Annotated in this window: 11 protein-coding genes; 3 read left to right on the forward strand and 8 right to left on the reverse strand. The window is 48.6% G+C overall.

Annotation, left to right across the window (positions count from 1 at the left end):
* Positions 1–134 precede the first annotated feature (134 nt).
* The gene (locus DWW90_RS05290; protein WP_115497903.1) at positions 135–1,352 is read left to right on the forward strand and encodes an aminopeptidase C; all 1,218 of its coding nucleotides are present in this window, start codon (positions 135–137) and stop codon (positions 1,350–1,352) included.
* Between the two features lie 78 nt (positions 1,353–1,430).
* Here the strand turns inward: DWW90_RS05290 and DWW90_RS05295 are convergent, their stop codons facing one another.
* The 3 genes from DWW90_RS05295 to DWW90_RS05305 form a co-directional block, all read right to left on the reverse strand.
* Positions 1,431–2,000: a copper resistance protein NlpE gene (locus tag DWW90_RS05295; RefSeq protein ID WP_122344247.1), complete on the reverse strand. Its 570-nt coding sequence runs from the start codon at positions 1,998–2,000 to the stop codon at positions 1,431–1,433.
* Between the two features lie 110 nt (positions 2,001–2,110).
* Entirely contained in the window at positions 2,111–3,955 is a 1,845-nt protein-coding gene (locus tag DWW90_RS05300; RefSeq protein WP_122344248.1) for a mechanosensitive ion channel family protein, read from the reverse strand.
* Between the two features lie 31 nt (positions 3,956–3,986).
* Positions 3,987–6,293, reverse strand: coding sequence for a S9 family peptidase (locus DWW90_RS05305; RefSeq protein ID WP_122344249.1), 2,307 nt, complete (start codon positions 6,291–6,293; stop codon positions 3,987–3,989).
* 238 nt (positions 6,294–6,531) lie between these two features.
* On the opposite strand from DWW90_RS05305, the gene DWW90_RS05310 reads away from it, so the two are divergent.
* Both DWW90_RS05310 and DWW90_RS05315 read left to right on the forward strand, forming a co-directional pair.
* On the forward strand, positions 6,532–8,820 hold the full coding sequence (locus DWW90_RS05310; protein WP_122344250.1) for an alpha-L-rhamnosidase C-terminal domain-containing protein: 2,289 nt from the start codon (positions 6,532–6,534) through the stop codon (positions 8,818–8,820).
* A gap of 73 nt (positions 8,821–8,893) precedes the next feature.
* The gene (locus DWW90_RS05315; RefSeq protein WP_122344251.1) at positions 8,894–9,400 is read left to right on the forward strand and encodes an FKBP-type peptidyl-prolyl cis-trans isomerase; all 507 of its coding nucleotides are present in this window, start codon (positions 8,894–8,896) and stop codon (positions 9,398–9,400) included.
* Between the two features lie 126 nt (positions 9,401–9,526).
* On the opposite strand, the gene DWW90_RS05320 is transcribed toward DWW90_RS05315, so the two are convergent.
* From DWW90_RS05320 to argR, 5 genes are all read right to left on the reverse strand, one after another.
* Entirely contained in the window at positions 9,527–10,654 is a 1,128-nt protein-coding gene (locus tag DWW90_RS05320; protein ID WP_122344287.1) for an aspartate aminotransferase family protein, read from the reverse strand.
* Positions 10,655–10,756: 102 nt separating this feature from the next.
* Entirely contained in the window at positions 10,757–11,725 is a 969-nt protein-coding gene (argC, locus tag DWW90_RS05325; RefSeq protein ID WP_122344252.1) for an N-acetyl-gamma-glutamyl-phosphate reductase, read from the reverse strand.
* A 96-nt stretch (positions 11,726–11,821) separates the two neighbouring features.
* The gene (locus DWW90_RS05330) at positions 11,822–13,012 is read right to left on the reverse strand and encodes an argininosuccinate synthase (RefSeq protein ID WP_122344253.1); all 1,191 of its coding nucleotides are present in this window, start codon (positions 13,010–13,012) and stop codon (positions 11,822–11,824) included.
* A gap of 92 nt (positions 13,013–13,104) precedes the next feature.
* Positions 13,105–13,686, reverse strand: coding sequence for a GNAT family N-acetyltransferase (locus DWW90_RS05335; protein WP_115497914.1), 582 nt, complete (start codon positions 13,684–13,686; stop codon positions 13,105–13,107).
* A gap of 76 nt (positions 13,687–13,762) precedes the next feature.
* Positions 13,763–14,206, reverse strand: coding sequence for an arginine repressor (gene argR, locus DWW90_RS05340; protein WP_115497959.1), 444 nt, complete (start codon positions 14,204–14,206; stop codon positions 13,763–13,765).
* Between the last annotated feature and the right edge of the window lie 152 nt (positions 14,207–14,358).

Raw genomic sequence — 14,358 nt, forward strand, 5'->3', positions numbered from 1 at the left:
GTCTTTTTAATTACTAATTATTAAGGGTTACAAAGATATGAATTTAATTGTCAATTGTTCATTGTCCGTTGTCAATTAAAATAGTATCTTTGCCCATCAGAATTAATCTTATAACATAATATAAACAGATTTACATGAAAAAGACAATTTTTGCAGTTGGTATGCTGTTCGCCATGACGATGTCTGCAACCATTCATGCACAGGATTCGGAGAAGAAAGACAATGAAGAAGGCTTTGTATTTACGACGGTAAAGGAAAACCCGATAACCTCGGTTAAAAATCAGAATCGGGCCGGAACCTGTTGGTGTTATTCAACGATGGCATTCCTTGAATCGGAATTGCTTCGTATGGGAAAGGGTGAATATGATCTATCCGAAATGTATATAGTTTACAATACTTATCTGGATCGTGCAGATGCAGCAGTACGTACTCATGGAGATGTATCTTTCTCACAGGGAGGTTCTTTCTATGATGTCATGTATGGCATGAAAACATTCGGACTGGTTCCGGAAGCAGAGATGCGTCCGGGTGTGATGTATGGCGATACATTGAGCAATCATACCGAACTTTCCGCTCTTACGGATGCAATGGTGGCAGCTGTTGCCAAAGGCAGACTGCGTAAATTGCAGTCGGACGACAATAACGCTATGTTGTGGAAAAAGGCGGTTGCTGCCGTTCATGAAATATATTTGGGCAAAGCTCCCGAAAAGTTCACTTATAAAGGAAAGGAATATACTCCGAAGTCATTTTATGAATCTACAGGTCTGAATCCTTCTGACTATGTGTCTTTGACGTCTTATACGCATCGTCCGTTCTATACGGAGTTCCCGATCGAAGTCCAGGATAACTGGCGTCATGGTATGTCTTACAATTTGCCAATCGACGAACTGATGGAAGTATTTGACAATGCCGTTAATACCGGTTATACGATTGCTTGGGGAGCTGATGTGAGCGAAGCCGGCTTTACTCGCGATGGTGTGGCTGTTATGCCTGACGGTGAAAAGATCCAGGAACTGAGTGGTTCTGACATGGCTCATTGGTTGAAGATGAAACCGGAAGAAAAGAAACTGAATACGAAGCCCCAACCACAGAAATGGTGCACGCAGGCAGAACGTCAGTTGGCTTATGATAACTACGAAACGACAGACGACCATGGTATGCAGATCTATGGTATTGCGAAAGATCAGGAAGGTAATGACTATTATATGGTGAAGAACTCTTGGGGTACGGATAATAAATATAAAGGAACCTGGTATGCATCCAAGGCTTTTGTCCGTTACAAAACCATGAACATCGTTGTTCACAAAGATGCACTTCCTAAAGCTATCAAGGCTAAATTAGGTATTAAATAAATTGAAAATGGACAATTGACAATTGACAATTATAAGAAATACCTCTTCATTGTCAATTGTCAATTGATAATTGTCAATTTATTGTACGAGTGTCAGCGTATAATTGAGATCGGAAGCAGCCTTCTGCAAATCCTGGTTCAACATTGTCAGACTGTCGCCTTCTGCCTGGAAATAGAAGACCATGCTGCCGTCGCTTGGGATCAGTTCATATACAACTGCGCTTGCATCGGCCGGAGTGCCTTTCTTCACTTTGCGTTTGCCGGTGGAAGTAAATGTCTGATCCTTGTTGTTCTCCGCTTCCAGATAAGTGGCATCCAGTTCGTAAACACCATCATCGCTATCTTGCTGATAATACAGAGTCAGATCATAAACAATACCGGGATCATCGGCAGCCGGAACCGTGCCTTTATATTTTTTCTGTACGACTGCACCCTTTTTCGGATCCGTTTTCAGGGAGTCACGCATATTGATCGGCTTTGCAGGCTTTGCCTTTACAACCGGTAATTCCGGAAGGGAAGGAGCGTCTGGAGCTGCTTCGGCTACGGCAAGACTTTCTTCTTCTACTAATACGGGAGCGTCTTTTGCTGCTTTCCCGCTACATGCAGCCAAAAATGCCAGTGCTGCTACTGCGATAAAATACTTTTTCATTATTCTGCTTTTTATTTGATGATTTAGTGACTTTTGGAGATATAACAAAAGACCCCCTGCATTTTGTTTTTGCAGAGGGTCTTTTTAACTATTTCGGGGAAAAGCTCCTTTTATTTACTTTTCAGATAGTCTGTTGGAATTGTCGTGGCACTTCCGTCGCGTCCGGCAAAGTAGTGTGGTGACATGATTTCGACACCGGCTTCGTTGAAGGTGTCTTGGATATTCTGGTGTAGATCGGAGGTGATCTGTGCCAGCCGGTCGGCATCTTTGATGTAAGCGTTGATCTGATAGCAAGGATAATAATCCTGTAGTTCAGTTTCCAAAACGAACGGTTTCGGATGAGCCAGAACGCCGGGGGTGGAGCGGGCTGCATTTATCAACAACTGGTGGACCTGTCGCCAGGGTGCGTCATAACCGATTGTTACCGTTGTATGGATGATGAGTCCGAACTGGCGTGCCGAAGCGCTGTAGTTGACGGTATGGGACGACATAATAAAGGAATTAGGTATCGTCACCACTTCATTCTTGGGCGTACGCAAGCGGGTGACGAAAGGTGTCTTTTCGATTACGTTACCGGTTGTCTCGTTCAGCTTGATACGGTCACCCAGCTTGAAGGGGCGCATATAGGTGATGACAAGTCCGGCAATGATATTCCCGATCACCGTACTGGAACCGAGCGAGATAATCAAACCTACAAATACCGATATCCCCTGGAACACACCGGATTTGGATCCCGGCAGATAAGGATAGACCATTGCGATCATAAAGGCATAGAGCAAAAAGCGGATGATATTGAATGTCGGTTGTGCCCAGTCCGGGTAGAAGCCGGTGATCTTCAGCTTTTCGTTCTCGATCTCGTTGGCGATGTATTGCATTCCCTTTATGATATACTTGATACAGTACCAGATTACCAGGATGATGAACAGGTTCGGGATGTACTCTATGATCGATTTGAAAACCATTTTGACCGGTTCCATGATATAGATGAATATCCGGAGTGCCAGTTTCTCTGTCTGCGGGAAGATGGCGAACAACATCGGGACACTGAACATCAACTGTATCAGCAGGACGATATACCGGCATACATTGCTGAAGAATATCAGGATACGCCCTTGCCGGTGTGTATTCAGAAACTCGTAATCCCGGATGACGATCGATTTCAACCGTTGTTGCTTGAGCCGTATGATCTGCCGGCGCAGCTTCCGGAAAAGGTAGTTGGTCACGCGGAACAGCAGGTATTGGATTGCCAGGACCAACACGAAAAGTGCCGCCCGCTTGGCAACCTGCAACAAGCTGTTTTCCTCTTTCAGCTCCTTGATTTTTTCGGCAATGACGGGCACATATTGCTGTGCCAACTCCTGGCGTGTCGTGTTCTGCCAAAGCGCATCCTGGTCGGTAATGCTGGCGATCACTTTGTCGCCATACATGATGTCGACGTAATATTCGCTGTCGAACGTATAGACCGAATCTTTGTGCAGCTTGCGGTCTTTCCCGATCTTCAGGATGATGTCGTTGACGCTCGCTGCACGGTCGAGGGCTGAATGTCCGCCCCGCTTGGCATACAGGGTGAAAAGCGTGTCGCCATCTACAAGGACCGGTACGCCGGGCGTGAGGGCACGGAGCGAGTCTATACTGCGACGTTGCTCTACGCGTTTCAGTGAATCGGTTGCCAGATTCCGGTTGTGTGCGTCATCTAATTCCGTGCGCAGAACAATCTCGTTCAGCCTCATTTCCTGTAGCTGTAGTGTCATCTCCTGGATACGGATCGAATCCTGGCGGTGACGCTCTTCGACAGTCAGCGTGTCAGCCGGGACTGTCGGAAGAGAATCGGGGTAAGGCTCGTTGATGGCTGTCTGGATCAGCTTTTCAGCCTTTTCGATCAATTGGGCCTGGGCCGGAGAATAGAAAGCAAATATCCCGATAAAGATCAGGAAATATTCCGCTAATTGTTTCATGTCAAACTATTACTGTATATCTGCTTGTTTGTTATTTGCCGCCGGCCGGCAGGTGGTCGAGCCAGTATTTAGCCATTGTCATGCGCAGGTGAAGCGTCGTTCCCGGACGTTCATAGATGCCGTGGCTACGCATCGGGTAGCTGACCTGGCTGAACATCTTGCCGTGTTTCACCAACTCGTTCACCAGCATTTCGCAGTTCTGGTAATGGACATTGTCGTCACCTGTGCCGTGTATCAGCAGCAGATTGCCCTTCAGACCGGATGCGTATGTGATCGGCGAACCTTTGCGGTAGCCGTCCGGGTTGTTCTGCGGCGTATTCATGTAACGTTCCTGGTAGATCGTATCGTAGGTGCGCTGGTCGGCAACGAAAGCGATGGCGATACCCGTGTGGAACACCTCCGGATAACGGAACATGGAGTTCAGCGTCTGGCTTCCTCCGCCGCTCCATCCGGTGATGCCGATGCGGGCGGTGTCGATAAACGGATAACGGCGTGCCATATCCTGGATGCCCCGTGCCTGGTCTTCGGAAGCAAACGTGCCGACTTCGCCATAGATGCACTTGCGCCATTCGCGTCCGCGCGGTGTATTGGCTCCGCGGTTGTCGATGCTGACCACGATGTACCCGAGGTTGGCGATATACTGGTTCCACAGGTCGCCGCCGCCCCATACATCCTGTACGGTAGAGCTTGCCGGTTCGCCATAGACTTCTATGATAACGGGATATTTCTTTGTCGCATCGAAATTGACAGGCTTGATCATCCAGGCATCCAGCGTGAGGTCGCCCGATGTCACCTTGACAAACTCTTTCGGATTCAAGCCGAGGGCTGCATACTGTCCGCGTGCCTTGGCGTTGTCCTCAATGACCCGTACGGACTGGTGTTTGGGGAAAGAAACCATATCGATCACCGAAGGGGTAGCTGCATTGCTGTAGGTGTGGACGGCCCATTTCCCGGTGGGAGACATATTATAGCGGTGCTGTCCCGGTTGGTCCGCCGGGCTGAGGCGTTTCACGTCGCCTTTGCCGAACAGGTTAGCGCTATACAGATAACGTTGCGTGAAGTTATCCGGAGAAGCAATGAAGTAGACTAACCCTTTTTGAAGGTCTGTTCCGATCGGCGAGATGTAATCGAAATCGCCTTTCGTAATGGGCAGAATCTCTTTCCCGTCGCGGCTGATGCGGTAGAGATGGCGCCAGCCGTCGCGTTCGCTTTCCCAGGTGAACCAGGTGTTGTCTTTCAACCACTGGATATTGTCGTTCGTGTCTAACCAGGCGGCATCCGTGTCGGTGAATATATTTTCAGGCGTGGCGCTGCCGATGCGGGCAATCCAGACCTTATTCGTATTCTGCGGGCGGTTCAACTGCTGGATAAACAGTTCGTTGCTTCCGGGGATAAATTCCATACGCGGGATATAGTTATTACGCGGGTCGCCCGGAATCTCCACCCAGGTAGTCGCTCCGCCGGCCACCGGCAGATAGCCCACTTTGACAGCCGAGTTCGTGCTTCCTGCCTTCGGGTAGGGGAAATGCAGGATGGTCGGATAGATGGAATCCACATTGTTGATGATGTCGAATACACCCGTTCCTTTCGTATCGCTCTGCCAATAGGCGATGTACTGTCCGTCCGGACTCCAGCGGAAACCGTCGCGGCAGGCGAACTCTTCTTCATACACCCAGTCGAATGTCCCGTTCACGATCCTGTCGCTTCCGTCGTGCGTCAACTGTGTGACCTGGCCGGAGGCGATGTCTTCCACATATAGATTGTTGCGTGAAACATAGGCCACACGCGTTCCGTCGGGAGAGAACTTGGCGAACATCATGGACGATTCGGGCAGCCCTTTACCCAACCTGCGGAGGGAACCGTCTTTCAAACTCAGCACCCAGTAGTCGCCTCGTGTGTCGTAGCGCCATACCCGCTGGGTATTGGTATATATCAGAACCTTCTCATTGTCGGCACTCCAGGAGATGCTGCGGATGGCGATCGGTTTTCCTGTCTCTTTATTGATAAACATGGACGAGGGGATGATGACTTCGCGCCGGTTGTCTTTGGCACGGTAGGCAACGATGTCCACGCCGCCTGTCTCAGTGTTCGGTTCCATCCGGCTGTAGCGTTCGCCGTCTTTCATCCAGTTCATGGCGCCGATCCCTTTGGTCTGCACCAGCCGTCCGGCTACGACATCTTCGAGGTGCAGCTTGCCTTGCGTTTTGGCTGTTTCGCTTTTGGCAAACGGATCATTGTCCGTCTCCGTCCGGTTTTCCCAAGGCATGATTTGTGCCATACAGACATTTCCGGCAAACAGTATGCAGGCTACCGGAAGAATGAGTTTGTTTAGTTTCATGTATATTAGTTTTAATAGTTTGCTGCCTGCAAAGAACGGAATGTTTTACGAGATGGGCAAAAGAAAGAATTTAAATGTTTATGTAACAGAAAAAATTAACTTGGCGCATAGGGAATATAATGCTTTTGTACAACATGCTCTTCTTTCCCATATTTAAAAAGAAAAATGTCAGATATAAGAATAGACAATTCTTTCACTCATTTTACCTTTGTCCTCAAATCACAAAAAGAAGAATACCATGAGTAAATTACTGAACCGATTCACCCTGTTTGCCTCTTGCGCCCTTTCTGCGTTTTGCCTGCAGGCTGCTGACAGGAAGCCTTCCGGGCTAATGACTGATCTGATTGAACATACTGAACGGACCTGGCAGAACGGCTATGCGTCGAACCTGCCGGTCTGGAAACTCGATGTTGCGATAGAACCCCTGCAATATGCTGCCATACGTTCGGCGCATCCTGCCTTTTCATGGATCGTACCCGGTGAAACCGAGGGGACGTGCCAGACGGCCTACCGGTTGATCGTGGCTGATAACCTGGCTGATGCCGCTGCCGGAAAAGGTAATGTATGGGATAGCGGGGAGGTTGGAAGTGACCGCTCGGTGGCTGTCCGTTATGCCGGTGAGGCATTGAAACCCGGCACTGCCTACTTCTGGCGGGTGAAGACAACGACGAATACCGAAGGTGAAAGCGACTGGTCTGAAGTGAAAGCATTCCGTACGGCCGACCGCTTGTCCGAATATGAAACGACTTACTATCCGCAGGTGAAAACAATGGAATATCCGGCCGGAGTGAAAGAACTTAGTCCCGGTACGCGACTGATCGACTTCGGTAAGGATGCTTTCGGACAGTTAGTGCTGACGCTTACGTCGGACGGGAGATGCGATTCGGTGATCGTGCATCTGGGAGAGTGCCTGGAAAACGGACGTATCCTGCGCGATCCGGGAAAGTCAACGATCCGTTACCATCGCTATCCGTTGGCTTTGATGAAGGGGACCAATACCTACCGTATCAAGATCGATAAAGACAGACGGAATACCGGTTCGGCAGCTGTGCTGATGCCGGAGTATGTCGGCGAGGTCATGCCTTTCCGCTATTGTGAGATCGAAGGATATGAGGGCGCTTTACCGTCTGCTGCTGTTGTCCGCGAAACGGTGCATTATCCTTTTGACGAGACGGCTTCCTCTTTCCGTTGTTCCAATGATACGCTGAACCAGATTTGGGACCTGTGTAAATATTCAGTCCGTGCAACCTCTTTTACAGGTATTTATGTGGATGGAGATCGCGAACGAATCCCGTATGAGGCGGATGCTTTGATCAATCAGCTTTGCCATTATGGCGTGGATCGCGAATATGCGATAGCACGGCGTTCGCATGAATATTTGTTGCAATATCCTACTTGGCCTACCGAATGGATTCTGCAGGCCGTGTCGATTGCCTGGTATGATTATCTGTACACGGGCGACAGTCGTTCGTTGGAGGCAAGCTATGATATTTTGAAAGCCCGTACCTTGTTGCAGCTTCGTGAGAAAAACGGTTTGATCAGTACGACAACCGGCTTACAGACGGATGCTTTTCTGAAATCTATTCGTTTTAAGGATAAGATACGGGATATCGTCGACTGGCCTCATACCGGTATCCTCGGTTTAGGAAAAAAGGAGGGGGGAGAATCCGACGGATTTGTCTTTACCGACTATAACGCCGTAACGAATGCCTGGCATTATGAAGCCCTGAAACTGATGGGGCGTATTGCCGGCGTGCTCGACAAGACGGAGGAAGCTGCTTTCTTTACTTCCGAATCGGAGGCTTTCAGAAAGTTGTACACCCGTTCTTTCTTCAACGCCCGTAAAGGGTATTTCATCGATGGGCTGGCTGCCGATACCGAACATGCGTCCCTGCATGGCAATATGTTTCCGTTGACGTTCGACCTGGTTCCGGCAGGGAAGAAAGAAGGGATCGCCCGCTTTCTCCAAACCCGTGGTATGGCTTGCAGCGTCTATGGCTCGCAATTCCTGATGGATGCCCTCTATGAAGCGAACGATGCCGAATATGCCTTGCATATGCTGACGAAAACGGACGACCGGAGCTGGTATAATATGATCCGTGTCGGCTCGACCATCTCGCTCGAAGCCTGGGATAATAAATATAAACCGAATCAGGATTGGAACCATGTCTGGGGTGCTGCCCCGGCTAATATCATCCCGCGCCGTCTGATGGGTGTCGAACCGCTGACGCCGGGTTTCGGTACGATCCGTATCAAACCGCAGCTTGCCTCTTTGGACTGGGCTGAAGCTACGATCCCGACGATCCGGGGTGGCGTTCGGATGTCTGTTGAAAACAAGGCTGGCTCTTATACGCTGAAAGTGACGATCCCGGCCAATATGTCCGCTGAAGTTTATCTGCCGCTTCCCTCCGGTAAGTATGCTGTAACGAAGAATGGGACTCCTGTAAAGGTTTCCCGCGTCAAAGGCGAACCGTTCCTGTATGCCGGAAAGATCGGTTCAGGGAGCTATAGCTTTGTCGTAAACTAATCTTTCCCATTTGCGCCGTATTGCTCTGAATGTTATCTTTGTGCCTTCAAAACAATAAAAGACTGAAGAACAAATGAAGAGAACTATTTATGCGGCAGCCTGTTTGGTGATGGTATTGCTGATTGGGTTTACAGCCTGTGGAGATGATGACAACAACTTTTCTGCCGAGCAGATCGCCTATTTCGAAAAGAACCGCGATTATATCCGCGAGAAGAAAGCCCTCAAGGGTGAGGACGGGGAATTGCTTTACAAACAGGTCGTTTTAGGTGGCGATACCGCATTGTATCGTGTGTTGAGTAAGGAAGGAACGGAAACGGAGAAACCGACGAGCCAGACTACTATCACAGTGACATTGAAAGGCGATTTTATTAATAATAAAAATTTTCAGCCGGAAATGTCGATGCCGCTTACTCCGGTAGGGGTAGTTCCCGGTTTGGGTGCTATCTTGTTAGAAAATACGGTCGGTGAACGGGTTGAAGCGATTATCCCTGCTTATTTAGGATATGGATACTATGACAACAGGGGAATTCCTGCCGGTTCAACCCTAATCTTCACTTATACAGTTGAGAAATTCAATTGATAAGAGTTAGATTGTAATAATGATATAGCAAAAGCTCCACCTTCCGGAACTTCCGGGGTGGAGCTTTTTTAATAAAGACACAATTAAATATCGTAGGGGCGGTTCGTGAACAACCCTCTTTTATTTTCAGGCATTCAGCACCTTGCGGAAACGAACCAGGAACTCTTTCGCCTCGTCTATCGTCAGACAAAGAGGAGGGAGCAGACGGATCGTATTTGTTCCGGCAACACCTGTGAAGACCTTCTCTTCGAACAGCAGTTTGCTGCGCACTTCCTTGATCGACTCTTCAAACTCGATACCGATCATCAGGCCTCGTCCGCGAATTTCCTTGATACCTGGAAGTTTGTGCAGTTCTTCCAGCAGGTATGCACCCACTTTGGCCGCATTGTCGATCAGCTTCTCATCTTCCATAATATCCAGTACGGCGATGGCTGCCGCACATGCCAGATGGTTACCTCCGAATGTCGTTCCCAACATACCATATACAGGCTTGAACATCGGGCTGATCAGTAATCCGCTCATCGGAAAACCGTTGCCGATACCTTTGGCAACCGTGATCAGATCCGGCTTGATCCCTGCATACTGGTGGGCAAAGAACTTTCCGCTACGTCCGTAACCGGATTGGATTTCATCCAGGATCAGGCAGGCTTCATATTTCGTACACAAGGCACGCAGTTCCTGCATGAAGGAATCTGTTGGCAGTTGGATACCGCCTACACCCTGGATCCCTTCGATGATAACCGAGGATACATCGCCTTTTTTCAGTTCTGCTTCTACGGCTGCTGCATCGTTCAGGGGCACGTAGGTCACGGCCAGGTCTTCATTTACCGGTGCGATGATCTTCGGGTTATCGGTCACGCGTACGGCTGCCGATGTGCGTCCGTGAAATGCGTGTTTGAAGGCGATCACTCGCTTCTTGCCGTTATGGAAAGAGGCTAACTTCAGGGCATTTTCGTTCGCTTCGGCTCCCGAGTTAATCAGGAACAGCGAGTAGTCGTCGTAGCCGCAGGCTTTACCCAACTTGTCCGCCAGTTTCTGCTGAAGGCTGTTGATGACAGAGTTGGAATAGAATCCTAACTTGCCGACTTGTTCGGAGATAGCCTTCACATAAGTGGGATGGCTATGCCCGACGGAGATCACGGCATGTCCGCCATACAGGTCGAGGTACTCGTTTCCCTTCGTGTCCCATACATGGCATCCTTTGCCTTTCTGTATCTCGATATTAAATAATGGATATACGTCGAATAAATGCATAATGGATAATGTGTTTAATTTGCCAATGTGCCAATATGCCAATGAAGAAGACACCTGTATTTCTTAATTGGCATATTGGCAAATTGGCAAATTGATTAATTATTAAAACGCTGAAGGCTTAAGGTGCAGGCCGACCGTTTCTTCGAGGCCGAACAACAGGTTCATGTTGTGGACGGCTTGGCCGCTGGCGCCTTTCAGCAGGTTGTCGATCATCGAGATGATCAGCAACTTGTCTTCATGTTTCTGTAAATGGATCAAGCACTTGTTTGTGTTGACCACCTGTTTCAGATCCGGATTCTTGTCTGTGACGAAGGTGAACGAATGATCATCGTAATACTCTTCGTAAATACGCGTGATCTCATCCAACCCGATCTTACAGTCCAGATAAGTTGTCGCGAAGATACCTCGCGAGAAGTTCCCTCTTACCGGGATAAAGTTGATCGAGCTGCTGAAACTGTTCTGCAACTGACGCAAACTTTGTCCGATCTCGGCAAGGTGCTGGTGCGTGAATGGTTTGTAGATCGAGATATTGTCGTTTCGCCAGCTGAAGTGGGAAGTAGACGACGGCTTTACGCCGGCTCCCGTCGAACCCGTGATTGCGTTTACATGCAATTCGGAGTTCAGCATCAGGTGCTTGGCCAATGGTAAAACGCCTAACTGGATACAGGTGGCAAAACATCCCGGGTTTGCAATATGTTTAGCGCCGCAGATGCGGCGTCGGTTCAGCTCGGGCAGGCCGTACACGAAATCGTGTTCGGGGCTTTCGATACGGTAGTCCATGCTAAGATCGATGATCTTCACATTTTCGGGTACGGTATGGCTTTCCATGAACTTCTTCGTATCGCCGTGGGCGGTACAGAAGAACAGCAGGTCGATCTGGTCCAACGGCAGTTCATCGGTAAACACCAGGTCGGTTTCTCCATACAGTCCGCTGTGCACATCCGTTATCTTGTTGCCTGCATTGCTCGTACTGTTCACAAATGTAATCTCGGCGTCCGGATGATTCAGCAGCAGGCGAATCAGTTCGCCTGCCGTGTATCCCGCACCACCTATAATTCCTATCTTGATCATAAATAATGTGTATAATTTGCCAATATGCCAATGTGCCAATTAAGAATGCGAATGTATCCATTAATTGGCACATTGGCATATTGGCACATTGATTAATTATATTTTATGGTTATTATAATAAACACGCAGCGGAGTGGAAGTTACCTTGATGAATCCTTTTGCATCTTCGGCAGTCCAGCCCTTTTGCATTTCCCCGTATTCGCCGAACTTGGTCTTTACCAGGTCGTCTTTCGAGTCAACACCGACGGTAGAGAAGGAGAGCGGGCGAAGTTCCAGGATGGCCGTTCCGTTTACGTTACGCTGCGATTCCTGCAACATGGCTTCGATGTCGCGCATAACCGGTTCGAGGTACTGGCTTTCGTGGAGGAACATCCCGTACCAGTTGGCAACCTGGTCTTTCCAGTACTGCTGCCATTTGCTCAGCGTATATTTTTCGAGGAAACGGTGTGCGCCGATGATCAGCATGGGAGCGGCAGCTTCAAATCCGACACGTCCCTTGATACCGATGATGGTGTCTCCCACGTGCATGTCGCGGCCGATACCGTATGTAGCTCCGATTTCTTCCACCTTCTGGATGGCAGCGATCTTGTCTTCGAAAACTTCACCGTTCACGGCATAAATCTCACCATTCTTAAACTCGATACGAAGTTCTTCGCTTCCGGTCTTTTCGACTTGTTTCAGGTAAGCGCTTTCGGGCAAACCCTGTGTGGAGTCGAGGATTTCGCCGCCACAGATGGATGTTCCCCACAGGCCTACGTTATAAGAATACTTCAACTTGGTGAAATCCGCTTCGAAACCATGTTCTTTCAGGTAGTTGATTTCGTAGTCGCGCGTCAGGGCCATGTCGCGTGTCAGCGTGATGATCTCTACGTTCGGAGCCAGTACCAGGAACGTCATGTCGAAACGGATCTGGTCGTTTCCTGCGCCGGTGGAACCGTGGGCGATAGCATCCGCACCGATTTCATTTGCATAGCGGGCGATTGCCAATGCCTGGAAGATACGTTCCGAACTGACGGAAATCGGATACGTGCCGTTACGCAGTACGTTTCCGAAGATCATATATTTCAGGCTCTTTTCATAATATTCTTTTGTAACGTCGATAGTCACATATTTGGTTGCGCCCAACTTGTAGGCATTTTCTTCGTTCTGCTTCAGTTGTTCTTCGCTGAAACCGCCTGTGTTGGCACAAGCTGCATACACTTCATAACCCTTCTCTTTAGCCAGATACATAACAGTAAAAGATGTATCCAATCCTCCGCTGAATGCGACTACTACTTTCTTCTTCATTATTCTATATATTAGTGTTATTATTCCTGTTTATCGAGCCCTCTTTCAATTGGCACATTGGCACATTGGCACATTGAACAATCAGCCCATTATTATAGATTCCTCTCTCTCGCTTCCCTTTCCGCCCGGTGAGGATCGTCCGGATCGAAGAGCATACCTGTACAGATGCAATACCGCCGGTTGGTCCGTTCGAGGACATCGTGGTTGACACAACCTTCGCAGCCTCTCCAGAATGATTCGTCGTCCGTCAGGTCGGCAAAGGTAACCGGAACGTATCCTAACTCCGTATTCATTTTCATCACTGCGGCTCCGGAAGTCAGACTGAAAACCTTCGCGTGCGGCCACCGCATACGTGCCAATTGGAAGGTCATTTCCTTAATCCTCTTGGCAATGCCCAAGCCCCGGAAATCCGGGTGTACAATCAGACCGGAAGTGGTCACGTATTGTTTGTTTCCCCATGATTCGATATAACTGAAACCAGCAAATTTGTTACCTTCGAGCGCGATGACGGCTTTTCCTTCCTTCATCTTCTGTGCAACATATTCGTGCGTACGCTTGGCGATACCGGTTCCGCGCACTTTGGCAGCGGCCTCGATCGTTTCGAGGATTATGTCGACATATTCCTCGTGGCAAGCTTCAGCAATCATCACATCAATTTTTCTTTGTTGTTCCATTTTATGTTTGTTCTTTTATCTTCTTGTTGTGGAGACACGCGGCCGTAGTAGAGACACACGGCCGTGTGTCTCTACGTTATATGAAATGCGACAAGGCGTTAACTATTTTATCCCGGCTGATCCCTTCGCGAGGAATGATCAGGATGGTGTCGTCACCGGCGATTGTCCCCAATATTTCGTGGGGGGCATGCGTGTCTATGTCGGAGGCGATCCCCATTGCATATCCCGGACGGGTCTTGACTACTGCTAAGTTTCCCGAAAACTCGATGTTGGGATGATGCTGCGTTTGCTCTTTCGCGGGTTGCATAAGCGCTGAATAATCAGGCAGGCGATATACATAATTCCCGTTTCCGTCGTGTACCTTGACAACTTTCAGCTGCTTGATGTCGCGCGACAGTGTTGCTTGGGTAACCTGGAATCCGCTATTCTCCAATTGTTTAAGCAGCTCTTCCTGATTACCTATTTTCTCTGTCTGTATAATGCGGCAGATGGCATCCAATCGTTCTTTTTTTGTACTCATACTTGTATATTTATGCAACAAGGCTGCAAATATAAACAGTATGATTGAATAAATATGCAAATATCCGCTCTTTTTTTGCATAAATCTTTATATTCTTTATTCGTTGGGTAAAAAGCTCTTGTGAATTGTTTATTAATAAAAGAGAAATCATA

Origin of the sequence: Parabacteroides sp. AF17-28, from assembly GCF_003479205.1 — a bacterium.
In the GTDB taxonomy this organism is placed as follows: domain Bacteria; phylum Bacteroidota; class Bacteroidia; order Bacteroidales; family Tannerellaceae; genus Parabacteroides; species Parabacteroides acidifaciens.

What these genes read in the sequence shown, in the direction of transcription:
- DWW90_RS05290 (WP_115497903.1), top strand. Translation starts at nt 135, where the DNA reads ATGAAAAAGACAATTTTTGCAGTTGGTATGCTGTTCGCCATGACGATG.
- DWW90_RS05295 (WP_122344247.1), bottom strand. Translation starts at nt 2,000, where the DNA reads ATGAAAAAGTATTTTATCGCAGTAGCAGCACTGGCATTTTTGGCTGCA.
- DWW90_RS05300 (WP_122344248.1), bottom strand. Translation starts at nt 3,955, where the DNA reads ATGAAACAATTAGCGGAATATTTCCTGATCTTTATCGGGATATTTGCT.
- DWW90_RS05305 (WP_122344249.1), bottom strand. Translation starts at nt 6,293, where the DNA reads ATGAAACTAAACAAACTCATTCTTCCGGTAGCCTGCATACTGTTTGCC.
- DWW90_RS05310 (WP_122344250.1), top strand. Translation starts at nt 6,532, where the DNA reads ATGAGTAAATTACTGAACCGATTCACCCTGTTTGCCTCTTGCGCCCTT.
- DWW90_RS05315 (WP_122344251.1), top strand. Translation starts at nt 8,894, where the DNA reads ATGAAGAGAACTATTTATGCGGCAGCCTGTTTGGTGATGGTATTGCTG.
- DWW90_RS05320 (WP_122344287.1), bottom strand. Translation starts at nt 10,654, where the DNA reads ATGCATTTATTCGACGTATATCCATTATTTAATATCGAGATACAGAAA.
- argC (WP_122344252.1), bottom strand. Translation starts at nt 11,725, where the DNA reads ATGATCAAGATAGGAATTATAGGTGGTGCGGGATACACGGCAGGCGAA.
- DWW90_RS05330 (WP_122344253.1), bottom strand. Translation starts at nt 13,012, where the DNA reads ATGAAGAAGAAAGTAGTAGTCGCATTCAGCGGAGGATTGGATACATCT.
- DWW90_RS05335 (WP_115497914.1), bottom strand. Translation starts at nt 13,686, where the DNA reads ATGGAACAACAAAGAAAAATTGATGTGATGATTGCTGAAGCTTGCCAC.
- argR (WP_115497959.1), bottom strand. Translation starts at nt 14,206, where the DNA reads ATGAGTACAAAAAAAGAACGATTGGATGCCATCTGCCGCATTATACAG.